This is a genomic window from Micromonospora ureilytica, from assembly GCF_015751765.1.
GTDB lineage: Bacteria > Actinomycetota > Actinomycetes > Mycobacteriales > Micromonosporaceae > Micromonospora > Micromonospora ureilytica.
Genome location: NZ_JADOTX010000001.1, coordinates 4,891,240 through 4,913,111 on the forward strand (window position 1 = coordinate 4,891,240; position 21,872 = coordinate 4,913,111).

At 71.3% G+C, this 21,872-nt stretch carries 19 protein-coding genes and 1 pseudogene; 6 read left to right on the top strand and 14 right to left on the bottom strand.

The window, feature by feature from the left end; translation table 11 throughout:
• Positions 1 to 9 precede the first annotated feature (9 nt).
• The gene (locus IW248_RS22270; RefSeq protein WP_196928536.1) at positions 10 to 1,404 is read right to left on the bottom strand and encodes an aminotransferase-like domain-containing protein; all 1,395 of its coding nucleotides are present in this window, start codon (positions 1,402 to 1,404) and stop codon (positions 10 to 12) included.
• Here IW248_RS22270 and IW248_RS22275 point away from each other — a divergent pair.
• Positions 1,403 to 2,374: a DMT family transporter gene (locus IW248_RS22275; protein ID WP_196928537.1), complete on the top strand. Its 972-nt coding sequence runs from the start codon at positions 1,403 to 1,405 to the stop codon at positions 2,372 to 2,374. The genes IW248_RS22270 and IW248_RS22275 overlap by 2 nt on opposite strands.
• Here the strand turns inward: IW248_RS22275 and IW248_RS22280 are convergent.
• From IW248_RS22280 to IW248_RS22315, 8 genes are all read right to left on the bottom strand, one after another.
• Entirely contained in the window at positions 2,355 to 3,638 is a 1,284-nt protein-coding gene (locus IW248_RS22280) for a CE1 family esterase (protein ID WP_196928538.1), read from the bottom strand. The genes IW248_RS22275 and IW248_RS22280 overlap by 20 nt on opposite strands.
• A 212-nt stretch (positions 3,639 to 3,850) precedes the next feature.
• Positions 3,851 to 4,996, bottom strand: a complete 1,146-nt coding sequence (locus IW248_RS22285; RefSeq protein WP_196928539.1) for an alanine racemase — start codon at positions 4,994 to 4,996, stop codon at positions 3,851 to 3,853.
• On the bottom strand, positions 4,993 to 6,591 hold the full coding sequence (locus tag IW248_RS22290) for an IucA/IucC family protein (RefSeq protein ID WP_196928540.1): 1,599 nt from the start codon (positions 6,589 to 6,591) through the stop codon (positions 4,993 to 4,995). Before IW248_RS22290 ends, IW248_RS22285 begins: the two co-directional genes overlap by 4 nt.
• Positions 6,588 to 8,216 carry an IucA/IucC family siderophore biosynthesis protein gene (locus tag IW248_RS22295; protein WP_196928541.1) on the bottom strand — a complete coding sequence of 543 codons (1,629 nt, stop codon included), beginning with the start codon at positions 8,214 to 8,216 and terminating at the stop codon, positions 6,588 to 6,590. The genes IW248_RS22290 and IW248_RS22295 overlap by 4 nt, the downstream gene beginning before the upstream one ends.
• Complete coding sequence (locus tag IW248_RS22300; RefSeq protein ID WP_196930313.1) at positions 8,213 to 9,382, bottom strand: ATP-grasp domain-containing protein; 1,170 nt, start codon at positions 9,380 to 9,382, stop codon at positions 8,213 to 8,215. Before IW248_RS22300 ends, IW248_RS22295 begins: the two co-directional genes overlap by 4 nt.
• Positions 9,383 to 9,486: 104 nt before the next feature.
• The gene (locus IW248_RS22305) at positions 9,487 to 10,185 is read right to left on the bottom strand and encodes a hypothetical protein (RefSeq protein ID WP_196928542.1); all 699 of its coding nucleotides are present in this window, start codon (positions 10,183 to 10,185) and stop codon (positions 9,487 to 9,489) included.
• 24 nt (positions 10,186 to 10,209) lie between these two features.
• Positions 10,210 to 10,878 carry a DUF305 domain-containing protein gene (locus tag IW248_RS22310; RefSeq protein ID WP_231396399.1) on the bottom strand — a complete coding sequence of 223 codons (669 nt, stop codon included), beginning with the start codon at positions 10,876 to 10,878 and terminating at the stop codon, positions 10,210 to 10,212.
• A 14-nt stretch (positions 10,879 to 10,892) separates the two neighbouring features.
• Positions 10,893 to 12,770, bottom strand: a complete 1,878-nt coding sequence (locus IW248_RS22315) for a sigma-70 family RNA polymerase sigma factor (RefSeq protein WP_196928543.1) — start codon at positions 12,768 to 12,770, stop codon at positions 10,893 to 10,895.
• Between the two features lie 322 nt (positions 12,771 to 13,092).
• Here IW248_RS22315 and IW248_RS22320 point away from each other — a divergent pair, with 322 nt between their 5' ends.
• Both IW248_RS22320 and IW248_RS22325 read left to right on the top strand, forming a co-directional pair.
• Positions 13,093 to 13,278: a hypothetical protein gene (locus IW248_RS22320; RefSeq protein ID WP_196928544.1), complete on the top strand. Its 186-nt coding sequence runs from the start codon at positions 13,093 to 13,095 to the stop codon at positions 13,276 to 13,278.
• Positions 13,279 to 13,505: 227 nt separating this feature from the next.
• On the top strand, positions 13,506 to 14,306 hold the full coding sequence (locus IW248_RS22325; protein WP_196928545.1) for an RNA polymerase sigma factor SigF: 801 nt from the start codon (positions 13,506 to 13,508) through the stop codon (positions 14,304 to 14,306).
• 345 nt (positions 14,307 to 14,651) lie between these two features.
• Here IW248_RS22325 and IW248_RS22330 read toward each other — a convergent pair whose 3' ends face one another.
• A complete protein-coding gene (locus IW248_RS22330; RefSeq protein WP_196928546.1) occupies positions 14,652 to 16,151 on the bottom strand; it encodes an MFS transporter in 1,500 nt (499 codons plus the stop codon).
• Between the two features lie 133 nt (positions 16,152 to 16,284).
• Here IW248_RS22330 and IW248_RS22335 point away from each other — a divergent pair, with 133 nt between their 5' ends.
• Positions 16,285 to 16,869 carry a TetR/AcrR family transcriptional regulator gene (locus IW248_RS22335; RefSeq protein ID WP_196928547.1) on the top strand — a complete coding sequence of 195 codons (585 nt, stop codon included), beginning with the start codon at positions 16,285 to 16,287 and terminating at the stop codon, positions 16,867 to 16,869.
• Here IW248_RS22335 and IW248_RS33900 read toward each other — a convergent pair.
• Together IW248_RS33900 and IW248_RS22345 are read right to left on the bottom strand one after the other, a co-directional pair.
• The gene (locus IW248_RS33900) at positions 16,788 to 17,333 is read right to left on the bottom strand and encodes a MerR family DNA-binding protein (RefSeq protein WP_196928548.1); all 546 of its coding nucleotides are present in this window, start codon (positions 17,331 to 17,333) and stop codon (positions 16,788 to 16,790) included. The genes IW248_RS22335 and IW248_RS33900 overlap by 82 nt on opposite strands.
• 64 nt (positions 17,334 to 17,397) lie before the next feature.
• Complete coding sequence (locus IW248_RS22345; protein ID WP_196928549.1) at positions 17,398 to 18,021, bottom strand: NAD(P)-dependent oxidoreductase; 624 nt, start codon at positions 18,019 to 18,021, stop codon at positions 17,398 to 17,400.
• A gap of 290 nt (positions 18,022 to 18,311) precedes the next feature.
• Between IW248_RS22345 and IW248_RS22350 the strand changes: the two are divergent.
• Both IW248_RS22350 and IW248_RS22355 read left to right on the top strand, forming a co-directional pair.
• Positions 18,312 to 19,044: pseudogene (locus IW248_RS22350) on the top strand (transposase).
• A gap of 7 nt (positions 19,045 to 19,051) precedes the next feature.
• Positions 19,052 to 19,459 carry a hypothetical protein gene (locus IW248_RS22355; protein WP_196928550.1) on the top strand — a complete coding sequence of 136 codons (408 nt, stop codon included), beginning with the start codon at positions 19,052 to 19,054 and terminating at the stop codon, positions 19,457 to 19,459.
• A gap of 25 nt (positions 19,460 to 19,484) precedes the next feature.
• Here the strand turns inward: IW248_RS22355 and IW248_RS22360 are convergent, their stop codons facing one another.
• The gene (locus IW248_RS22360) at positions 19,485 to 20,552 is read right to left on the bottom strand and encodes a DUF2855 family protein (RefSeq protein ID WP_196928551.1); all 1,068 of its coding nucleotides are present in this window, start codon (positions 20,550 to 20,552) and stop codon (positions 19,485 to 19,487) included.
• Positions 20,553 to 20,642: 90 nt separating this feature from the next.
• Entirely contained in the window at positions 20,643 to 21,860 is a 1,218-nt protein-coding gene (locus tag IW248_RS22365) for a PP2C family protein-serine/threonine phosphatase (RefSeq protein ID WP_307788138.1), read from the bottom strand.
• Positions 21,861 to 21,872 lie beyond the last annotated feature (12 nt).

Here is a 21,872-nt window from a genome sequence, read left to right on the forward strand (position 1 = left end):
CGGTGGACGCTATCGCCGGTCGAGTGCCGCGGCGAGCCGGCGGACCGCCTCGTCCATCAGCTCTGCCGGGGCCGCGGCGTAGGTGAGACGTAGGTGCGGCGCCGGAGCCTCGGCGGCGTACCAGGGGCGGCCGGGAAAGACGACGACACCCTTGGCGGCAGCGGCGGCGGCCAACGCCACGTCGTCCGTGCCGTCGGGCAGCCGGACCCACAGGTGCAGTCCGCCGCGGGGAATGCTCTGCGGGGTCAGCGACGGCAGGTGCCGCGCCAGCGCGGACAGCAGCGCCGCACGGCGGGAGCGCAGCTCGTTTCGCAGTGTTCGGCGATGCCGGGCCCAGGCCGGTGCGGTGACGAACTCCAGCGTGGCCTGCTGCAGTGGCCCGGCGACGAAGAAGTCGTCGAGCAGTCGTGCAGCCCGCAGTCGGGTGCCGGCCGGGCCGCGAGCACCGATCGCGGCGATCCGCAGGCCCGGTGCGGCGGACTTGGTCAGCGAGCGCAGGTAGATGACGTGCCCGTCCGGGTCGTCCGCGGCCAGTGGCGGTGGCGGCTCGCCGTCGATGGTCAGGTCGCGGGCGTAGTCGTCCTCGATCAGGAACGCCCCGTTGTCGCGAACCGTGGCCGCGACCGCGGCTCGGCGCTGGACGGCGAGCGTCGCGCCGTGCGGATTGGCGTAGAGCGGCTGACAGTAGAACAACCGGGCGCCGGTACGGGCGAACGCGCCGGCGAGCTGGTCGGGCTGCACGCCGTCGACGTCGGCGGGCACGGGTACCAGACGCAACCCGGCCGCGCGCGCGGCGGCCAGCGCGCCCAGATAGGTCGGGGACTCCACGAGCAGGGTGTCGCCGGGCGTGGTCAGCGCGCGCAGCGTCGACGACAGCGCGGCCTGCCCGCCCTGGCAGATCACCATGTCGTCGGGGCGCAGCCCCGTGCCGGTCTCGCGGGCGAACCAGGCGCGCAGATCTCCGCGCCCCTCGGCCGGGCCGCGCTCCCAGGAGGAGGGCTGCCGGGCAGCGCGGGCCAACGCCGCACCGAGCGGACCGGCAGGCTGGAGGTCCGGCGCCAGATAGCCACCAGAGAGCGGTATAGCCCCTGCGGGCGGTAACGCCAGTAACGCCTGCATCTCCTCCTCGCCCGGCCGGCGGGGACCGAGCGCCACCGTCTGCCACGACAGGTCCGGTGCGCTCCGTTGCTCCGGCCGACTGGCCACGAACGTGCCCCGGCCCGACCGGGTCTCGATGAGCCCCTGGGCCACGAGCTGTCGGATCGCCGCGGCGACCGTGACCGGGGAGGCGTGGTGGCGGGCGGTCAGCTCGCGCACCGAGGGCAGGCGCGCGCCGGGTGCCGCCCGGTCGATCAGCCTCCGCAGATCCTGCACGACAGGATCAACAGCGTTACTGTTACCCATGACGGCACAGAGTAGCGCTACTCACCCCACGGCAGTAACGGCGGGACGGGCGGCCGGCCTCGCCCTCGGCGCACTGGGAGTGCTCGCCTTCAGCATGTCGCTGCCGGCCACCCGCGTCGCCGTGCAGGATCTCGACCCGTGGTTCGTCGCCTTCGGCCGGGCGGTCGGCGCGGCGCTACTGGCATACGCGTACCTGCGGTTCACCGGTGCGCCGCCGCCCACCCGCGGGCAGTGGCGGCGGCTCGCGATCGTCGCGCTCGGTGTCGTCGTCGGCTTTCCGCTGTTCACGTCGCTCGCGCTCACCACGCAGACCTCCGCGCACGGCGCGGTCGTCATCACCGTGCTGCCCGCCGTGACGGCCGTCTTCGCGGTGCTGCGATCGAACGAGCGCCCGCCGCCGTTGTTCTGGATCGCCAGCGGCGCCGGACTGCTGTCGGTGCTCACGTTCCTCGCCGCCAGCGGCGCGGTGCACGGTGCCCCGTCCCTGGCCGACCTGTTCCTGCTGGCGGCGGTCGTGCTCTGCGGCCTCGGGTACGCCGAGGGCGGGGTGCTCGCCCGCGAGCTCGGCGGCGCCCGGACGATCTGCTGGGCGTTGCTGCTCTCGCTGCCCGCCACGGTTCCCATCGCGGCCGTGGCGGCCGTCGCCCGTCCCCCGCAGGCGGACGCCGTTGTCTGGTCGGCGTTCGGCTACCTCACCGTGATCTCGATGTTCCTCGGCTTCTTCGCCTGGTACGCGGGTCTCGCCCGAGGTGGCATCGCCAAGGTCGGCCAGATCCAGCTCGCCCAGCCGGTGCTGACCCTGATCTGGTCGGCGCTGCTGCTCGGCGAGACCGTCACACAGGCCTCGGTCGTGTCGGCGGTGGTGGTGCTTGCCTGCGTCGTGCTGACCCAGCGCACCCGTGCCGGCAGGGCCCGGAGTCAGTTGACCCCGGGCCCTCGTCCTGCCCCGGTCAGGGGCTCGTGCAGGTGACGTTGCTGGGTGCGGTGGCGCCGTTGCCCGTGGCGGTGAAACCGAAGTTGGTCGAGGCGCTCGGGCCCACTGTGCCGTTGTAGGCGGCGTTCTTGACGGTGACGCTGCCGGTGGTGCCCGTGTTGGTGCCGCTCCACAGGCTGCTGATGGCCTGGCCACTGGCCAGGGTCAGACCCACGGTCCAGCCGTTCAGGGCCGTGGTGGAGTTGTTGGCCACTGTCACCTCGGCCTGGAAGCCACCCGGCCAGGTGTTCAGCGTCCGGTAGGTGGCGGTGCAGGCGCCGGGTTCGCCGGTGGGCGGCGGAGTGGTCGGCGGGTCCGTGGGCGGATCGGTCGGCGGCGGGGTCGTCGGAGGTGTGGTCGACTCGAACTGGCTGAAGAACCTCCAGATCTCACCCGAGGTCCAGGTCCGCGAGTCGTTGGGGCTGCCCGACCCGTCGACCGGGCTGGGGGTGTGGTCCCCGTCGAACGCCGCCCACTGCACCGGGTAGCCGGCTCGGCAACCCGAGTAGGCGGTGGTGATGTGGGTGAGGCTGCCCCGGCTCGGCTCACGCGGGCTCTGCGCGGTACAGCCGTTGTTTCGCACGAACGTGTCGCGCAGCTGTCGACCCTGGGAGATGTTCAGCACGCTGTCGTAGATGCCGTGGATGCCGAAGTAGGCGACGGGCTGGGTGCCCCCGTTGCACCCGCTGAGGTTGGCGCCGGACAGCACGGTGACCGCGCGGATGATCGTGGGCCGGGCACAGGCCACCGCGTAACTCATCGCCCCGCCGTAGCTCCAGCCCAGGGCGAAACGCTGGGTGGTGTCCACGCAGAGGTCATTCTCGATCTGCCGGGAGATGTCGTCGAAGAGGGTCAGGTCCCGACCGTTGGTGTTCGCCCAGCCGGCGTTGAGACCCTGCGGGGCGACGAAGATCGTGCTGTTGTTCGACAGCGGCTGGAGCCCGTAGTAGCCGGCCGAGGTGACGTTGTTGGCCGAGCCGTTCAACCAGTGGAAGCCGAAGATCAGTCGGTACGGGTGGTTGCGGTCGTACCCGTCCGGGATCCGCAGGTTGTACGTACGACTCTGTCCGCTGCTCTGGATCGTTCGCGTTCCGCTGGCGAGGGTGGGGGCCTTGCCGCAGCCGGCGGTCGCCGCGAGGGTGCCGTTGGTGGCGGCCACCGCCGTCGCACCGAAACCGCCGCTCAACACGCCGCCGGTGGCGGCCGCGAGGAGAAGCGCCGCGGCCGTGATGGATGGGAGGAAGAACCTACGTCTCAGCATTGCTTGGGCTCCTTGCCGTTAGACGACCAACAGTGGTCGCCTGGCATCAACGGGGGGCCCGGACTGGTCACCGACCGGAAGGGCGGCGGGAGGGCGGGGCCCTCGGCGCGTCTTCGTCGGCTGGCTCGGGTGACCGGGAGCGTGCCCTTCACTCCCGGATCGAAAGATAGCATGTTATCGATAACAGGCCGAGCCAACCGAGCCTCTCGTGCTCACGTCCCGAACGGCCGGGCCGCCCACTCGGCGGCGACTTCCCGCAGGTCACCGGTGCGAAAATGCGGAGGCTCGTGCAGCAGGAAGTCACGGTGGCTGATGTTCCAGGCGTACGCCCCGGCCATGGAGAAGGCCAGCACGTCGCCCACGCCGATCGGCCCGGCGGTGGCCGACCGGGACAGCACGTCCTTCGGGGTGCAGAGTTGCCCGACCACGGTGACCGGCCCGCCGTCGGTACGGGGACCACCCGCAGCACGTCGGGGGTGCACGGTGAACGGCTGCGAGTGCCCCTTCGCCGCCGGTGTCCGCAGATGGTGCGTCCCGCCGGCCACCACGACGAACCACTCGCCGTACGAGCGCTTCACGTCGATGACCTCGGTGAGGTACGCCCCACAGTGGGCGGTTACCGACCGGCCCGGCTCGATGCGCAGTCGCACTCCCGGGTGCCTGTCGACGACGTTCGCCAGGGCCCGGCCATAGCCCTCCCAGTCGAAGCGCGCGGCCGGGTCGGTGTAGTCGACGGTCATGCCTCCGCCGACGTCGACCTCGGCGGCGTCGACCTCGGCCACTGCCCAGTCGACCACGGCGGCGGCGACGGTCGCGGCGAGCGGCGCGTCCAGACCGCTGGCCAGGTGGGCGTGGATTCCGCGTACGTCGATGCCGGCGGGCGGGCGGCGGGCGCACGCGACGGCGTCGGCCGGGTCCATGCCGAACGGGCTGGGCCCACCGCCCATGACCAGGCTCGCGCCCGGCGCGTCGACCGGCAGGTTCACCCGCAGCAGCACCTGGGCCGACCGGCCCGCTGCGGTGGCCAGCGCGCCGAGTCGCGCCAGCTCGGTGGGCGACTCGACGTGGATGCGACGCACCCCGGCGGCGAGAGCGGCGGTGAGGTCCGTGTCGGTCTTGCCCGGCCCGGCGTACGCGGCCGGCGCCCGCCCCGGCAGTACCTCGGCCAGCCTCCGCAGCTCACCCCGACTCGCGGCCTCGAACCCGTCGACGATCGGAGCGAGGGTTCGCAGCACACCGGGATCCGGGTTGGCCTTGACCGCGTAGAGCAGCTCGACCGGCCGGGGCAGCGCCGCCCGGATGGCTCGGGCCTGCCCGGCCAGCGCGTCGAGGTCGTGGACGTAGACCGGTCGGGTCATCGTGACCCAACCAGCGGGTTCGGCACCGGCACGAACGGTGCGGCCCGGTCGGCGTCGCGCCGCCACCGGACCAGCAGGTTCGCCTTGGCCAGCAGCGGCTCCCCGGTCAGCAGCGCGCGCAGCTCGGCGGGATCGCCGAGGTCGGCGGCCACCGCCTCGACGACGGCCCGCAGCTCCTGCCACAGCCGCCGTTCGATTCCCGGCCGCGCGTCGGCGAGGGCCCCGCTGATCCCACCGAGGTGGTTGACGAACAGGCAGTAGACGATCCGGCGGTGGGCGGCCCGGGGACCGTAGCGGACCTGCGCCGGGACGCCGTCCGGCCAGGCGCCCCACCGGTCGGCGTCCAACTTCACCCCCTCCAGGTCGCGCAGCAGCATGCGTACCGGGCGGCGATCCCGGTCGAGCACGACGACCACGTTCTGCAGGTGCGCCTCGTGCACGACGCCGTGGCTGAGCCAGCTGCGCAGCACCGCCGGCACCAGCAGGGCGACGTACGCGCGCCACCAGGCCACCGGATCCGGTGTCACCAGCGGCGTCGCCGCCAGCGCCGCCGCCAGCACCGGGGTGTCGCCGGGACGCAGGTGCGGGCGCAGACCGGCGCGCAGGATCGTCCCGTACGCCTCGTCCGGGCCGGGGACGTCGACAGTGCGGTAGGCGGGCTCGGCGAGCAGCCCCACCCCGTCCGGCAGCGGCACCCGGGCCAGCAGGTCGGTCAGCGCCACCGCGCCGGTGAGTTCGTAGCGGGCGTTCTTGCGCAGGCAGTTGGTGATCCGCACGTGCAGGCTCGTCTTCACGAACAGGTCGGCCTCGGGGGCGTAGAGAGTTCGGACGCTCGCCGTGGGTCGTACCGGCACACCGGCCGCCCCCAGGTCGCGCAGCCGTGGGTGGGTGGGCGGGATCAGCGACAACTGCCAGGGGTGCACCGGCAGGACGCGGTGCCCGCGCGGGGGCCGAGGCGGGTCGAGGGCGGCCACCAGCGGATCGAACGGCCCGGCCTCGGCGATCAGATCGTCAGGTACGGCGAGCCAGTGCAGCCGGAACGCGGTGCGCAGCTCCGGCGCGTACGCCCGCCAGCTGTCCGGGTCACCGCTGCGCCACTTCGGGGTGGGGTGGTGCGGGTGGCCGAAGACAAGTGACTGCTCGGAGTCGACGTACGCGTCGATGGCGGGCTCACCGGTGGGGGTGGGATTGTCGGCCGGTCGGTCGGCCAGGAGCCGGGCCACGGTGTCCCGGCTGGCCCGGACCTGCTCGACGAACTCGTTGTTCGTCAGGCCGGTACGACTGGCGAGTTCCGCCGCGACAAGAGCGGCCAGCCCGTCCGCGTCCAGGTCCTCCCACCGTCCGCCGCCGATCTTCCGTTGCACCGGCCCGGTGTAGCGGTGCGCGCCGAGCGGCGAGGCTCGCGCGACCTCGCAGCGCACTGTGACGTCGAGGTGCCGCAGCAGCAGCCGTACGGCGCCGTCGACCACGGCCGGGGTGCCGTCCGGCGGGGCCAGCTCGCGCAGCAGGCAGCCGAAGACGGCGTGGGCGGCGGCCAGGTCGGCGAGCTGACCGGCGTCGGTGACCGGCCGGGAGCGCAACTGCGCGCTCGTCATCGTGTCTCCCGGAGGTAGTTCGGGCCGGTACGCAGGTAGTACTTGTTGATGTCGGCGCAGCCCAACCGCTGTTTGGGCAGCAGCGTGCCGGCGGTGAGCATCGCCTTGATGGGCAGCCGGGTGGCGTGCAGGACGCGCTCGGTGAAGGTTCGCGCCGCCGGTCCGTCGCCCCACCGGTCGCGGGCGGCGGCGAGCCGGGGCACCAGCGCCTCGGCGGGTGACGGCACGGGCAGCCCTCTGGCCGCCAGGGCGACCAGTGGCGCGGCCGCGGCCAGGTGCAGGGTGATGGTGATGAACACGTCGGCCAACTCCTGCGGGTCACGCGCCCACATCCGGTCGTCGTGCAGGGTGAGCCCATCCGGGCCGTCGTGCCGCGCGTCCAGCCGGGCGCCGTCGTTGTCCTTGTAGAGCAGGCCGACCGTGCCGTCCGGATGCACCAGCAGGTGGATGTTCTGCGGGTGCGCCTCCAGGGCGATCCCGTGGCGTAGCCAGAGGAAGACGTGCCAGTCGAGCAGCAGGTCCAGGTAGGACTCCAGCAGTGATACGGGCCGGTCGGGGCTGATCCGTTCGAGGACCGTGCCCGCCACCGGGTCGGCGGCGGCCAGTGCCGCGACCGGCACCACCTGGACGCCGGCCAGGTCGCGCGGGAATCGGCGCAGCAGGAAACCGCGCCGCTCGTCGCCGTCGACGTGCGCCCAGGTGCTCTCGTCGGCGTGCCGGATCCGACCGGCGAAGGTGGGTTCGCCGGCGGCGATCCGGTCGAGCAGTGCGGCGACGGCCGCGCCGTCGGCGAGCGAGCCCGGTTGCAGCGTGCGTCGGTTGCGCGCGCCGAGACTCGCGGTCGGCAGCGGCAGTTTGAGGTGCACGTACGGGTCGTGGTCGAGTGCCACCGTCCGCATGGACAGGGTGGGTCGCACCGGGGTCACCGGCAGGTCGGTCACCGGAAGCGCGTCGCGGGCCACGGTGATCGGATGTGCTGGCAGCAGCAGCTGATCCGGTCGCGGCGCGTGCGGCCACCACGGTGGGAGTTCGCCCGCGAGCCGGACGTCCTCGGCGGGGACGGCGTACCAGCGCAGCGCGAAACGGGGGGCGTGCTCCGGGGCGTACCGGAGCAGTTCGTCGTCGCGGAGACCGTGCCGGCACCGGTCGGTGGGGTAGACGGGGTGGCCCTGGTGGGCGGCGAGCACGTCGTCCAGGAGCGCCGACGGCAGGCCGCCCGGGGTGCTCGCGCGTTCGGCGGCCACCTCGGTGAGCACCCGCTGCCGGTTGCGGGCAGCGAGCCGTCGGGCCCGCAGGTCGGCGCGACACTCGACGCCGAAGTCCCGCCAGCCGGCCTCGGCCTCGGCGTTGTCGCGCGGGGCGAGCAGCGTCAACAGCCCGTCCACCGTCTCCGTACGCTGCGGGTCGCCGTCGTCGACCACCAGCAGCACCATCGGCGCGGCACTGCGCAGGGCCTGCTGGAACCCGTCCACCCGGACCGGGATGCGCAGCAGGCCAGCGCGGTGCGGCACCTGCCACCAGTCGGGCCCGTCCGCTCGGCCGGCGCTGAACAGACCGAGGTGGTCCTCGCGCAGCAGGCCGTCGAGCACCCGGGCGAAGACCTCCCGCTCGCAGTCGTCGCTCACTCGGCGATGGTCCACTGGAGGTCGCCGCGGAGGGCGGCCAGCGAACGCCGGACGGTGGCCTCGTCGGGGCCGATCCCGTGCAGTACGGCGAGGTAGTCGCGGTTCGTGCCGGTGTGTTCGGCGGTACGGCCCACCTCGCGCAGCGGATGGCAGCCCAGCCGGACGTCGCCGTGAACGGTGTCCAGCGGGCCCGGTGCGGCGACGAGTCGGCCGGACCGGTCCGCGCAGACGTACTCGACCCGGGCGTAGCGGTCGACGGTGTCGGGCAGGCCGAGGGCGGTCAGCGGTTCGCCGAGGTGCAGCCGGATGACGTGCTCGAACAACGGCACACCGAGCAGTTCGGCGAGGATCAGGTCCATCCGGTCGCCGATGAGGCGGTAGTTCACCTCGATGAGCCGGACCCGGCCGTCGGAGATGACGTACTCGGTGTGGCAGGCGCCGAAGCCGACGCCGAGCGCGTCGAGCCGCGCCCGCAGTTGGGTGCGCGTCCGCTCCGCCGGGGGCGACCAGGCGAGGGTCTCCTCGGTGAAGGTCGGTGGCGGGCCGAGGCCGGTGTGCCACCCGCCGAGGGAGGCCAGCTCGGTGCCGTCGCCGAGGGTTTCGAAGGTCCGCAGCTCACCGTCGAGGTACTCCTCGACCACCAGTGCCACGTCGGGCCGTCGGCCACGGATCTCGGCCACCCGGGCGACCAGTTCGGCGTGGTCGGCCACCAGGTACGCGTCCTCACTGGCAACCCCCTCGCGGGGTTTGACCACCGCGGGGAACACCTCGGTCGGCACCTCCGGGGCGGCGCCGGGGTCGATGGTGACGGTGCGTACCAGATCGAGGCCCGCAGCGGCGATCGCCCGGCGGGCCGCGGCCTTGTCCTTGCAGAGACGGGCGGCGTCCGGGTCCTTGCCGGGCAGGCCGAGCTTTCGGGCGGCGATCGCGGTGGCCTCCTGGAGATGGTCGCTGTTGGACAGTAACGCCACCGGTCGGGTCGGTGCCGCCGCCGCGACCACAGCGGCCGCGTCGCGAACCGCGCACCTCGTCACCCGCACGTCCGCCGGCCATTCGGCGGGCCGGTCGGTCAGCACGGTGGCCGGCAGCCCGAGCGACGCCGCCGCCGGGAGAAACCCGTCCAGGACGGCGTCGGTGGGGTTGAGCGCGGTCAGGTAGAGCCGCATGCCGCCTCCGTCGACTACCACGATGAGACGATTAGGGTAGCCTACCCTTATTGAGAGGTATGGTGCCCGGTCGGCGGGTGCCGGACCGACGCGACAGGCGACCGTCAGCCGTTAGCGTTCCAGAAGCCGACGAGGGTCGCGGTCCACCACGCGATCTGCGAGATCGTGGCGGCGGCGACGCCGGGCAGCAGGGCGGACAGAGGCGGACGGCCCCGCACGGCCACGAGTCGATCCCGCACCCGGCCGAGGAACAGCCCGTTGATGCCGACCACCAGCACGGCGAGCAACTTGACCCAGACCAGCCCGGACGACGTGTCCGGGCCGAGGACCGCCCCACTGGCGAGCAGACCCACCAGGCCCAGCCAGATGAGCAGGTGCGCGCCGCGCGCGGCGGTCAGCACCGTGCCGAGCGGTTCCCGGCGCAGCAGCCAGCGGAGGCTGAACCAGTCCACCGTCAGCACCGCGCCGAAGCCCACCACGAGGCAGGTCAGGTGGCAGAAGAGGGCGACCATCCGCGCACCCGGCGAGAGGGTGACGTGCGGCGCCACGAGGATCGCGAGCAGCCACCCGAGACCGACCGACACTACCGAGGCGACGACCGCGGCGCGGCCGGCGGCGCGACGGTGACCACCACGCCAACCTACCGCCGGCGTCGAGGTGTCCGCGTCGGACGGCGGTGCGCTCCGGGGCCGGTGCGTCGCGCGCCGGGCCGGGCGGGCGACGTCCGACGTGACGGCACGGTGGGCGGGGCGGGACGCCCGGGACGCGGGACGAACGTCGGCGCGCAGGTCAGACGTCCGCATCGGCCGGCCCTCTGGACGGCATGCTCAGCCACCCGGTGCAGCTGTGGGCGCGCCGGGCCGGTCGTCCAGCGTGCGCAGCTCGGCGGCCCGCGCCTGCTGCATCCGGCCGGCGAGCGCCTTCAGCTCCGGGCTTCCCCCGGCGTTCTGCTCACCCCGGCACAGCACCACAGTCTGCGTGAGGTGCGCCCGGATCAGGGCAGCCGCCCGGGACGACACCTCGGCGCCGGACGCGGCTCGCAACTCGGCGAGGCTGGCATCGGTGACCATGCCCGGCATCTGATGCCCCTCGTGGATGTTCAGCTCCGGCACGTTGCCGGCGGCCAACAGCCCCCGCAGGTCCCGCAACTCCGCCTGATGAGCCTTCCGAAGTTCGCCGAGAAGAGCCCGCAGCGACGGATCCGCGTCCGCCGGTCGGGCGTCGAGCTGGTCGATCAGCGCGAGGGCGCCCTCGTTCATCGGGATCAGCAGTTGGATGAAGGCGTCGTCGGTGCCGTTGAGCACCACCGGCGCGGTCGGCACCGCGGCGGCCGACGAGGCGGTTGCCGACGAGGGCACCGGCGCCTGCTCGGTACGGCCCCAACGCTGGGTGAGACCGACGGTCAACGCCGTGGCGACCAGGGTCACGACGACACCGGCCAACCGTCCGACCCGGACGTGGGACCCCTGGCGCTCCGCCATGATCTGCTCGTCCATCCGTTCGCCAGTGCTCAACGGGCGGCTTGGAAGGCGCGGCCGACGACTGTCGCCTCGGTCCCGTCGCTGAACAACCCGGACCGGTCCTTGTCCGTGGCGGGTAGACCGAACCAGGCGTAGCGCTGCAGGTAGGAGAGCTGGCCGAGCATGGCGGTGGCCGCCGTCAGGAAGGCCGCCTGCTGCTCCTGACTGGGGAACTGCGGACCGCCCCCGGCGAAGCGGATCAGCGCGAACTCGGTCAGCCAGATCGGCTTCCGGTACCGCTGGTAGACAGCCTGGAGGTACTGCCGGAGTTGGGCCACCGCGGCGGCGGTCGTGAAGTCGGCGCCGAACCAGTGCAGCGTGATGAAGTCCACCCGGTGGCCGCGGGCCTCGGCGCCGGTCATGAACCTGTCCAGCCAACCCTGCGGGTCCGGACCACCCCAGGCGACCGCCGGGCTGCCCAGCCTGCTGCCCGTCGCCATCAGCTGCGGCCACAGGTCCAACGCCTGCTCGACTGTCATGTTCGCCTGCTCGGGCATGTCCGGCTCGTTGAAGGTGAGCAGGTACGGTCCGGCGGCCTTGGCTCGAGCCAGCTCCGCGGCGGTGACGTTCTCCGCGCTGCGGATCATCGGCACGAACGTCGCACCGCGCGGAGTGCTGATCCCCGGATGCTGGGTGCCCCACGTGTAGTACCAGCCGGCCTTGGAGTTCGCCAACGCCTGACTCGCGCCGGCGAAGTTCCAGACCCCGACGCCCTTGCGCGCGGAGCTGACCACCGGCGCGACCGGAGCTTTCGACGAGGGCCGTGCGCTCGGCGAGGGCGCGACGCTCGGGGTGACGACGGCGCTGGGCGCCGCGGGCGGCGGCGCCGCCCACGAGGGTGCGGACGGCTCGTCCGGCAGGATCACCACCGCCATGGTAATGGCCAGGACGGCGGCGGCCACACCGGCGGCGAGGGACGGTACGAGGCCACGGGGCCGGTTCAGCGCGAGGTCGACGACGCTCTGGCCACCGCCCGCGTCGGTGGCGCCGGGTGGTGTCGGCCCGGCGGCGGGTCCGGGCGTCGGGCTCGGGGGCGCGACGGCCTGCGCGGCGGCTGCCGGGGCCGCCGCATGCGGCAGGTGGGCGCCGAGACCCGCCGGCAGCGGCAGCAACGGCAGGCCGGCGAGCAGCCGGTCGATCGGCAGAAGCGTGGTGCCCAGGCGTCCGCAGAACGCGCAGTCACGGACGTGTCGAGCCAGTCGCTTGCGCCACAGCGAGCTGGGAATGCCGTCCCACTCGGTGGTCACGGCGCCCAGATCCGGGCAGCCAGGGCGGGCGCGGAGCGCGCGTACGACGCCACGGGCGCTCTGGATCTGCTCCTTCATCCGGTGGATCCGCACCGCGACGTGCCCGGGTGACAACCCGAGCGCGTCGGCGACCTCGTTCCGGGTGATCTCGCCGGTCTCCTCCAGCCACCACAGCGAGAGCAGCTCCTGGTCGTCCGGGTCGAGCCAGCGGGTCGCCTCGGCGACCTCGCGTCGTTGGTCGGTGAGGCCGAGCCGGAGAATCGTCATCCCCGCGAAGTCGGAGGCGGGGTCGGGCACGTTGTGGATCACGTCGAGCCCGGCATCGCGGTTCAGCGCGACGCGCCGACGCGTCTCCCAGTCACGCACCTGGCGGATGGTGATCGCCACCAGCCAGGACCGGTAGGCCGCCGGGTCGTTGAGCGCGGGCAGGTACCGGATCACCCGTACCAACGTCTCCTGGACCACGTCGTCGACGTCGGCGTGCCCGCGCAACGCACGGCCGACGATGTTGTAGACCAGCGGGAGCGAGGCCGCGACGACGTCGTCGAGAGCGCGCTGGTCGCCCTGCCTGGCCGCGACGACCAACCCGACATCGGGCAGTGCTCGACCGGCTGACGACATCTGTCTCACTCCTCGTGTGCTGATCCGCGCGGCGCCCACGCTGGGTGTGCTGACCCGCCCTCAAGATCGGAGACTCGCGGCAGCGGGTGGGATTACAGAATTCCCGGGCCGCTGGTTCGCCACAAGCGGAGCGGGTCCGTCGGCGGCGCATACAGGTCGACCGCGCCGGGTATGGTGCGGGGTGTCGGTGTCGCCGGGCGTTCGCCCGTGCACAGGACACCAGCATTCGAGCGCCAGCGTGTGCGCCGAAGCGTCATCAGGTCGCACGGCCGAGGTTGCCGAGGCCCCAGACGCACCCCTTCAGTAGAGACAGGATCCCTGCATGACATCGAACGACAGTGGTCGACCCGCCCTGTTCCTCGCCACGTCGCACGGCGACGGGCCGGACGGACCGGCGGTGACCTTCGACAGCAGCGAGGAGGCCATGCGGCAACTGCGCCACCCGTTCGCGGTGAAGCCGGCCCAGCCGGCCGCGACCGCTGTCGACGCCTCGGAGCAGCGCGGCTGATCCCGCCCGCTCCCTCTCCAAACGCCTAACCTCATACTTTCGGCTAGAAAATAGTCGGCCTTTCGGGTAGTGTCGGGTCATCAAGTAGACGACATGACGCGGTGGCGAGGCCCGTGCTCGTGGCCCTGCGACAGCGCACCTTCGCCCGTACGTGCGCCCCGGCGACAGCCGGTTCGGAGACCCTTCCGGTCGACTCGATTGACGGGCCTGCGGGAAGGACCACCCACATGGCCACCATCGTCGACAACGCCACCAGCACCGATCAGCGGAGCAGCGAGCAGAGCCCTGACGACCTCCTCGCCGCCCTGGCAGCGACCCCGGCGGACGACCCCCGCCGCCCAGCGGTGCGGGACCGCGCCATCGAGGCGTGGCTGCCGCTCGCCCGGCACCTCGCGCGCCGCTACGGCGGACGCGGCGCACCCGACGACGACCTGGCCCAGACCGCCTGCGTCGGCCTCATCAAGGCCGTTGACAACTTCGACCACGACCGAGGTGTCGACTTCAGCGGGTACGCCATTCCCACGATCATCGGCGAGATCAAGCGGTACTTCCGGGACCGCACCTGGGCGGTGCGCGTCCCCCGTCGCCTCCAGGAGCTGCGCCTGTCGATCACTGCGGCGAACAGCGCCCTGACCCAGAACCTCGGCCGCTCGCCTACCGTCGCCGACATCGCGTCCTACCTCGACGTGTCCGAGGAGACCGTCCTGGAAGGGCTGGAGGGTGCGCGCGCCTACCGGGCCACGTCGCTGTCCACCCCGACCGGGGCTGACGGCAGCCGGGAACTCGGGGACACCCTCGGCGACGACGACCGCGCGTTCGATCTCGTCGAGATCCGGGTCGCCCTCGGTCCGGCCCTCGCCACGCTGCCGGAACGCGAGCGCCAGATCCTGAGCCTGCGCTTCCACGGCAACCTGACCCAGGCCCAGATCGCCGACCGGATCGGCGTCTCGCAGATGCACGTGTCCCGGCTGATCACCCGCTCGTTGGCTGCGCTGCGCCTCCAGCTCACTCCGGACATCGCCGCCTGAGAGGGCGGTCCGGGAGGTTATGTCCGTTCCGGGTTGAGGGTGAATGACCGGGTTGGCTCTCGGTCAGGATCTGCCGGTTGACCAGGCGTTTCAGCTTGGCTCGGACACCTTCGGTGTCTTTGGGTTCGGTGTCATGCGGCAGATACGCCCACTGACACCCGGTCCGGTTCTGATAGAAGCCCCAGCGACTCCATCGGCAAGCTCGGGCGTCGTGATACATGTGGCGGCCACCGTTTCTGCCGGACAGGAACCGTTGTGTACCGGACTCCAGCAGCTCACTTCGACACCGCCACCAGCCCGTTGTCCGCATACGTGTCGCCGAAGGAGCGACACCGCAGCGGCGTGTCAGCCGATGTGTGCGGGCGCCGCGTCCTCGGTGCGCTGCTGGGGGCTTGCGTTGAGCGTGGCGACGGTGATGACCAGCGCGGCCAGCAGGAAGCCGACGGCGGAGGCGAACGCGACGGTGTAGCCGTGGGTGAGCGCGTCGGCCGCCCGCTGGATCAGGGGCTGGTCGCCGCTGGCCAGGCCGCGGAAGAACGCGACGTCGGCGTGCGGCAGTTTGTCATCGGCGGCGCTGGTGGAGACGGCGGCCAGGACGGCCAGGCCGACGGCGCCGCCGATCTGCTGGGCGGTGTTGAGGATGGCCGAGGCGATGCCGGTGTCGTTGCGGTCGACGCCGGAGATCGCGCCGAGCGTCATCGGCAGGAAGCTGGCGCCGAGGCCGAGGGCGGTGATGAACATGGCCGGCATCAGGTGGGTGAAGTACGACGAGGACGGTTCGAGCAGGCTGAACCAGAGCATCCCGCCGGCCGCGACGACCAGGCCGGGGCCGGCGAGCGTGCGTGGCGCGAACCGGCCGGCCAGGCGTGAGCCGATCCCGGCGGCCATCCCCATGCCGAGGCTGAACGGCAGATAGGCGAACCCGGCACGAACCGGGCTGTAGCCCTTGACCTGCTGCATGAAAAGCGACAGGAAGTAGAAGGTGGCGAACATGGCCGCGCCGATGAACAGCATGGTGACGTAGGACCCGGCCCGGTTGCGGTTACGCAGCAGCCGCAACGGCAGCAGCGGGTGCCGGTTCCTGCGCTGCGAGCGCAGAAAGGTGATCAGCAGGATTGCCGCGACGGTGAACATGCCGAGGGTGACGGGGTCGGTCCAGCCGCGGTCGCCGCCCTGGGTGATGGCGTAGACCAGGGCGGTCAGGCCGCCGGTGGCGGTGGCCGCGCCGCGCACGTCCAGTTCGCCGTGCAGCTTCTCGCCGCTGGCCAGCACGCGGGCGCCGAGCAGTACGAGCACGCCGATCGGGACGTTAACGAACATCACCCAGCGCCAGCTCAGGTAGTCGGTGAGCACGCCGCCGAGCAGCAGGCCAACGGTGGCGCCGAGCCCGGACATCGCGGCGTAGACGCCCATCGCCCGATTACGGGCCGCACCCTCGGCGAACGTGGTCGCGATCAGCGACAACGCGGTCGGCGCGATGACGGCCGCGCCGAGGCCCTGCAGGACCCGGGCGGCGATCAGCAACTCCACGCTCGGGGCCAGGCCGCCCAGCAGGGACGCGCCGGCGAACACTGTCAGGCCGATCCGGAACACCCGCCGTTTGCCGTAGAGGTCGCCGGTGCGCCCGCCGAGCAGCAGCAGCCCGACGAAGGCCAGGACGTAGGAGTTGACGATCCAGGACAGGCCGGAGGCGGACACCTCGAGGTCCTTCTGGATGCTCGGCAGCGCGATGTTCGTGATCGTGCCGTCCAGCACGACCATCAGCTGCGCGGCCGCGATGACGATCAGCGCGAGGGCCGGATGGGTGGAGATGCGCGGCGGAGCCGATTGTGCGGGGACGGACATCAGAAACTCCAGAACTAGACGGGTGTTGAGTTTTCGTGAGGCCGCGACAATATCTCAACGGTTGTCTAGTTTTTCAAGTAGGGGTGTGCCGGCTTGTACGATCGGACGCCGACGTACGGAAGGGTGCTGCACGATGACCGAGGCCGCCGCAGAGGCGCCGCAGGGTGAACGCAAGGGCGAGCGCACCCGGCGGCGCATCCTGGAGGCCGCTCGCGCCCTGTTCGCCGAGCTCGGCTACGAGCGCACCACGATCCGTGGGATCGCCGCGGCAGCCGAGGTCGACAAGTCGTCGATCCTGCAGTATTTCGGCAGCAAGCAGCAGCTGTTCCGGGCCGCGGTGCACTGGCACATCCCGATCGCGGAGCTGACCGCCGACGATCCGGCGCAGAGCGTGCACAACTTCATGCACGGCATGCTGAGCAGCTGGGCCGCCGACCCGAACAGTCCGATGGCGGTGCTCGTGCGCGCGAGCATGACCAGCGAAGAAGCCGCCGAACTGCTGCGGCGTCACATCACCACCGAGGTCGTCGACGCGATCGCCGCGACCGTCGACGATCCGGAGGCCCACCTGCGCGCTTCCCTGGCCGGCGCCATGATGATGGGCATCGCCGCGCAGCGCTACCTGCTGCGGATGCCCTACATCGCCGACGCCGACCTCGACGACGTCCTGCGCCTGGCCGGCCCGGCCATTCGCAACGTCATCGCCCCGCCGGCCTGACGCCTACGCGTCGGCGCCGAAGATCGCCGGCACCTGCTCGGCTGCAATGATGCTGAAAGCCGTCTGCCCGAACTGCTCTCGCTCGCCCTGTCGGCAGGTGCGCGACGGCACACCGCATCATGAAGTACTCCCCCCGGCTCGCAGCGTGGCGTGCCGGGGCAGCGGCTGGCTTCATCGAGGCGTACAGGTCCCTGACCACGTTCCGCGAGGCCGCCGTCCGGGTTCAACAGACCACGCGCCTTCATCCAGAGGCAGCCGCAGCCGATACAGCCGACGAGCTGATACTCAAGGTTCTCGATGAAGCGCCGGCGGCCCTCCAACTCCCGTTTCCAATCGCGAGACATGCCCTCAATCCCTCTGGGTCGGCGCCGGCCGATCGGCAGCGTCGCGACGATCTCCGCGACATCGGCAAGGTGAATGCCGAGTCGCCGAGCAACGAGGATCAGCGAGACGCGGCGCAGCATGTGCCTGCGGTGAGACGCTGGTTGCCCTCACTGCGCTCTGCGACGATCAGCCCCCACGATGAGATCAATAGGTCAGCGTCGGGGCAGCCTTGCTCCACCGGCTGGTGTCGAGTTGGTCGAGCAGGAAGTTCGCCAGATCGGCGCGGCTGAGCCGCGACCCACCGGGCGGGTTCTTCCCGTCCTCGACCCGGAACGTCCCGGTGGCCGGCTTGTCGGTGAGGTAACCGGCGCGGACCAGAGTCCAGTCGAGCCGGCTAGACCGCACGATGTCCTCCATCACGCCCATGTCCTCGTACAACTCACGCAGGAACAGCGGAATCATCAGCCGGAACCACCAGGGCAACCCGGGGTCCTTAGGCTCCACCCCGCCGGAGGAGACGACGATCAACCGCTGCACCTGAGCGTCCTGCAGCGCAGTGACTACCGCCTGGCCACCCTTGGAGTAGATGCCGTTCGGATTCCGGGCCGTGCTGCCGATCGCGGAGATCGCCGCGTCGTGCCCGACAGCGATCTCCCGCAACGGGCGGCCACCGGCCAGCACGTCGGCGGGTTGCAACGCGAGATCGGGATGTGACAGCAGCCCGTCGAGGTGGCGGGCCACCGCGGTCACCTGGTACCCGCGGTCGAGCGCGCCGGAGACCACGAGGCGTCCGGTGCCGCCGCTGGCCCCGAAAACGATCAGCTTCATACGAATTCCTCAACCTGGTGGGTTCGTCGCAGGCAGGTCCCGGCAAGGGCGGAAGCCTCACCGGCAACCCAAAAACTAGACAAGCGTTGAGATATTAGTCAGGCAGTTCCGGAGAAGCAACCCGGCGCTCACCGCAGGCAGCGACATCACCCAGAGTGAGCTGATCTACACCCGAGCGCGCTGCTGCACTGGGGGCGGTTTGTGAGCTTTCTGTAGTTTGTCATCGCTCGATGTCGTGACCTTTGAGCTGCGCCGATGTCTGGTTGGTGGGCATGCTGGTTGAGCAGGTCATGGACGAGCGGAGGGCGTATCCCAGCGATCTCACCGATGAGCAGTGGGCGGTGGTGGGCCCGTATCTGGACGCGTGGAAGGCAAAGCATCCGTCGGCATGACCTGCCGCCGAAGTCCGCGACGTACCACTACTTCCCGTTGTGGCGTGACGACGGCACCGACCAGGCCATTCACGATCTGCTGCGCTGCCAGGTGCGGGAGAGGGCCGGCCGCCGAGAGGACCCGTCCGCGATCATCTTGGACACCCAGTCGATCCGGGCCGCGAACCATGTTCCGGCCGCCACGACCGGCAAGGACGCCGGGAAGAAGGTGCCAGGCCGTAAGCGAGGGCTGGCCGTCGACGCTCTGGGACTGATCATCGCGGTGGTGGTGACCGCGGCGTCGGTCACCGACACCGTGATCGGGGTGCGCCTGCTGGACAAGGTCGTCGAGCACACCCCGACCGCCACTCGGGCGTGGGTGGACGCCGGGTTCAAGCACGACCTGGGCATCCATGGCGCTGTGCTCGGTGTCGACGTCGAGGTGGTCAAGCGATCCGACACCAAGCCCGGGTTCGTGCCGATCGCGAAAGGGTGGGTCGTCGAGCAGGTCAACGGCACGTTGATGCTGCACCGGCGCCTCGTGCGTGAGTACGAGAGTCGCCCGGAGTCATCGGTATCGCGCACGTTGTGGGCCTCGGCAGCCAACCTCGTGCGCCGGCTGACCGGCACGAGCACACCGTCCTGGCGGTGACCTGGGCGTGAATACCACGACCGTTCTCGACCTGATCGCCGCCCATGAAACGGCCGCGTCGGCTGCCCGCGACGAGTTACTCCAGCAGCAGGCCAAGCTTGCTGCCGAGGCGGCCGCCATCGACGCGGAGCTGGCCGACCTGGCCACCACCCGTCAGACGCTGACCAAGATCCTCGAAGACGAGATGACCTCATCCGAGCCGGCCGTCATCAGCGAGCCATACCAGCAGATCCTCGCCGTGTTCACTCCCGACCGCGGTGGCCTGCGCGCCAAAGACGTATGCCGCGTACTCGGCATCGGCACCGAACCCAAAGACACCGAAGGCGTCCGAGCCAAGCTGAAACGCCTGGTCAACCGGCAGATCCTGACCGAGAGCCAACCCGGCCCATTCACCCTTAACCCGGAACGGACATAACCTCCCGGACCGCCCTCTGAGCTGATCAGAGTTGGACGACGTGACCCACCCGTGGCGGCGTACGACCAGCGAGAACGTCGAGCCACGCGTGCTGGAGCGCCGCCGGCCCGGTGCCCACCCGAACGTCGAGCCACCCGCTCACGACGGCGGTGAACCGTTGCCATGCCTCGGTGAACCGCTGGTCGAGCCCGTCGCGGCCCCAGTCGTTGCTGCGCTTGCGCATCTGCACCGGCGCGAAGAACACCTCCTCGGCGGCGTCGGCGTTCGGCGTCTGGTTGGTGAGCCCGACCGCGATGTCCCGGAGGAGCCGGTCGCCGAGGCGTCTCCGCAGGGCGGCCCGGGTCGAGGGCGCGCCGGACAGGTCGAGGTAGGCGGTCGGGACCACGTCGAGGGCGTCGATGTCGTCGTACGACACGACCTCGTCGTAGCAGCCGAGCGACCGGGTGAAGGCCAGGTTGCCGGGTGAGGTGAGGCCGACCAGGCGCGGTCCGCGCCGGTGCAGCTCGAACGCGGCGGCGTACGCGGTCTTGCTCGACGCCGATGACACCAGCAGCGCCTCGGCACCGTAGAAGTCGTTGTCGGCCACCTGGTCGGCAAGCATGAACGAGGTGAAGAACAGCGGCCGGAACAGGATCAACAGATCCTCCTGGTCGCGCTGGTACGCAGGGTCGCCGGTGGTCGCCCGGTACGCGTTGTACGGCGAGGGCAGCTCGGCCCGGTGCGGGCTCGCCTCGCGGAATCCGGACGCGTCCACCCGGTCCGGCCGTACGACGAGGTGACCGGCGGGCGGGAGGTAACCGTAGATCCGTTGCCCCACCTCGACCCCCGCCACCGCCGAGGCGACCACCTCGGCGAAGCCCCAGAGCGGCGGCAGGCCCCACTGCGGCCCGAGCCCCTGGACCGCCGGCGGGAAGAACTGCCAGTAGCGCATCGAGTCGCCGAGCACCGCGTAGGTCACGTTGTTGGCGGTGAGGCCGACGCGGTCCACGCGCAGCAGCGCCTCGCCGTCGGCCACGGCGGGGATGGTGCCATCGACGAGCGTGGTCTGCCCGAGGTCGTCACGCGCCACGGCGAAGGTCCATGAGTCAGCCATGAGGTGACGCTAGACAGCCTCACAATCGGAGACAAGTGCACTGCGAGTGCAAAATCCCACTGCGGCGCGGTCGGGGTCGCGGCGGCGCGGTTACGGGCCGGTGGTGGCGGCGAGGTCGCGGAGGTGTGCGAGCGGCAGGTGCGGTGGCTGCCACTCCACGAAGAGGGCCGTCGCGTCGTCGTCGAGCTGGGCGTCCTGGTAGCCGACGACCGCGCGGACGAGCCGACGCATCGTCTCCGGGCTGGGCAGCCCGTCATTGAGGGCACGGTTGACGAAGTCGACGAGCCGGTCCAGCCCGAACTGCTCCCCCTCGGCGCTACGGGCGTCGGTGATGCCGTCGGTGTAGGCGAGGATGCGGTCACCCGGGTGCAGATTCTCCTCGTGCACCCGCGGTCGGCGGGGGGACAGGTGGCCCAGGCCGAGCGGCAACACTGTCGGCCCCGGAAGCTCCCGAACGGCCTTGCCGTCACGCAGCAACATCGCACCGGGATGCCCCGCGTTGATCATGCTGAGACGACCGGTCCGACGGTCCAACTCGATGAGCAACCCGGTCGCGAAGAAGTTCGGGTGCTCGGACCGCACCCACCTGTCGATGCTGATCGCCGTATCGACCAGATCGAGGCCACACCGACGGGCGTTGCGGTACGCGCTGACCACCAACGAGGCCAGGGTGCTGGCCTTGATGCCGTGCCCACAGGTGTCGAAGAGCCCGACGCTGAGCACGTCACCGTTCAACGCGTAGTCGAAGATGTCGCCGCCGACGTCGTAGCACGGTTCGAGGATGGCGGTGACCACCAGGTCGTCGGTGGCGAAGGTCAGCGGCGGGAGCAGGCCCCACACGATCTCGGCCGCGACCTGCATCGGCATCCGCCGCCGCATCCGCTCGATCACGTCGCCGTAGAGCCGGCGGTTGACCAGGATCTGGGCAATGTTGACCGCCACCTCCCAGGCCGGACCGTCCATCGCCTGGTCGGCGGCGGCCGGCGAGACGATCTCCAGTACGCCCATCCGCTCGCAGCCGAGCAGCAGTGGCACCCACACCCGGTCCGGGTTGTCGGGCGCACGCTGGATGTCGAGGGTGGTGAACGCCCGGCCGGCGAGCGTCGTCTCGATCGGCAGCTGGTCCCGGTCGAGACCCGCACCGAGCAGCGGCACGAGGAGGGTCTGCGTGTAGTCGGCCAGATAGATCACGATCTCGCTGGCATCGATCCCGGGCGCCGCGCGGGCGACCAGCTGCGACACCTCGTCCGGGCCACCCCGGGGCGCGTTGAGCTGCAACCAACGCACCACCTCGCCGACGTCGCCCACGCCCACCTCCCC

What these genes read in the sequence shown, in the direction of transcription:
- IW248_RS22275 (WP_196928537.1), top strand. Translation starts at nt 1,403, where the DNA reads ATGACGGCACAGAGTAGCGCTACTCACCCCACGGCAGTAACGGCGGGA.
- IW248_RS22270 (WP_196928536.1), bottom strand. Translation starts at nt 1,404, where the DNA reads ATGGGTAACAGTAACGCTGTTGATCCTGTCGTGCAGGATCTGCGGAGG.
- IW248_RS22280 (WP_196928538.1), bottom strand. Translation starts at nt 3,638, where the DNA reads ATGCTGAGACGTAGGTTCTTCCTCCCATCCATCACGGCCGCGGCGCTT.
- IW248_RS22285 (WP_196928539.1), bottom strand. Translation starts at nt 4,996, where the DNA reads ATGACCCGACCGGTCTACGTCCACGACCTCGACGCGCTGGCCGGGCAG.
- IW248_RS22290 (WP_196928540.1), bottom strand. Translation starts at nt 6,591, where the DNA reads ATGACGAGCGCGCAGTTGCGCTCCCGGCCGGTCACCGACGCCGGTCAG.
- IW248_RS22300 (WP_196930313.1), bottom strand. Translation starts at nt 9,382, where the DNA reads ATGCGGCTCTACCTGACCGCGCTCAACCCCACCGACGCCGTCCTGGAC.
- IW248_RS22305 (WP_196928542.1), bottom strand. Translation starts at nt 10,185, where the DNA reads ATGCGGACGTCTGACCTGCGCGCCGACGTTCGTCCCGCGTCCCGGGCG.
- IW248_RS22310 (WP_231396399.1), bottom strand. Translation starts at nt 10,878, where the DNA reads ATGGACGAGCAGATCATGGCGGAGCGCCAGGGGTCCCACGTCCGGGTC.
- IW248_RS22315 (WP_196928543.1), bottom strand. Translation starts at nt 12,770, where the DNA reads ATGTCGTCAGCCGGTCGAGCACTGCCCGATGTCGGGTTGGTCGTCGCG.
- IW248_RS22320 (WP_196928544.1), top strand. Translation starts at nt 13,093, where the DNA reads ATGACATCGAACGACAGTGGTCGACCCGCCCTGTTCCTCGCCACGTCG.
- IW248_RS22325 (WP_196928545.1), top strand. Translation starts at nt 13,506, where the DNA reads ATGGCCACCATCGTCGACAACGCCACCAGCACCGATCAGCGGAGCAGC.
- IW248_RS22330 (WP_196928546.1), bottom strand. Translation starts at nt 16,151, where the DNA reads ATGTCCGTCCCCGCACAATCGGCTCCGCCGCGCATCTCCACCCATCCG.
- IW248_RS22335 (WP_196928547.1), top strand. Translation starts at nt 16,285, where the DNA reads ATGACCGAGGCCGCCGCAGAGGCGCCGCAGGGTGAACGCAAGGGCGAG.
- IW248_RS33900 (WP_196928548.1), bottom strand. Translation starts at nt 17,333, where the DNA reads ATGCTGCGCCGCGTCTCGCTGATCCTCGTTGCTCGGCGACTCGGCATT.
- IW248_RS22345 (WP_196928549.1), bottom strand. Translation starts at nt 18,021, where the DNA reads ATGAAGCTGATCGTTTTCGGGGCCAGCGGCGGCACCGGACGCCTCGTG.
- IW248_RS22360 (WP_196928551.1), bottom strand. Translation starts at nt 20,552, where the DNA reads ATGGCTGACTCATGGACCTTCGCCGTGGCGCGTGACGACCTCGGGCAG.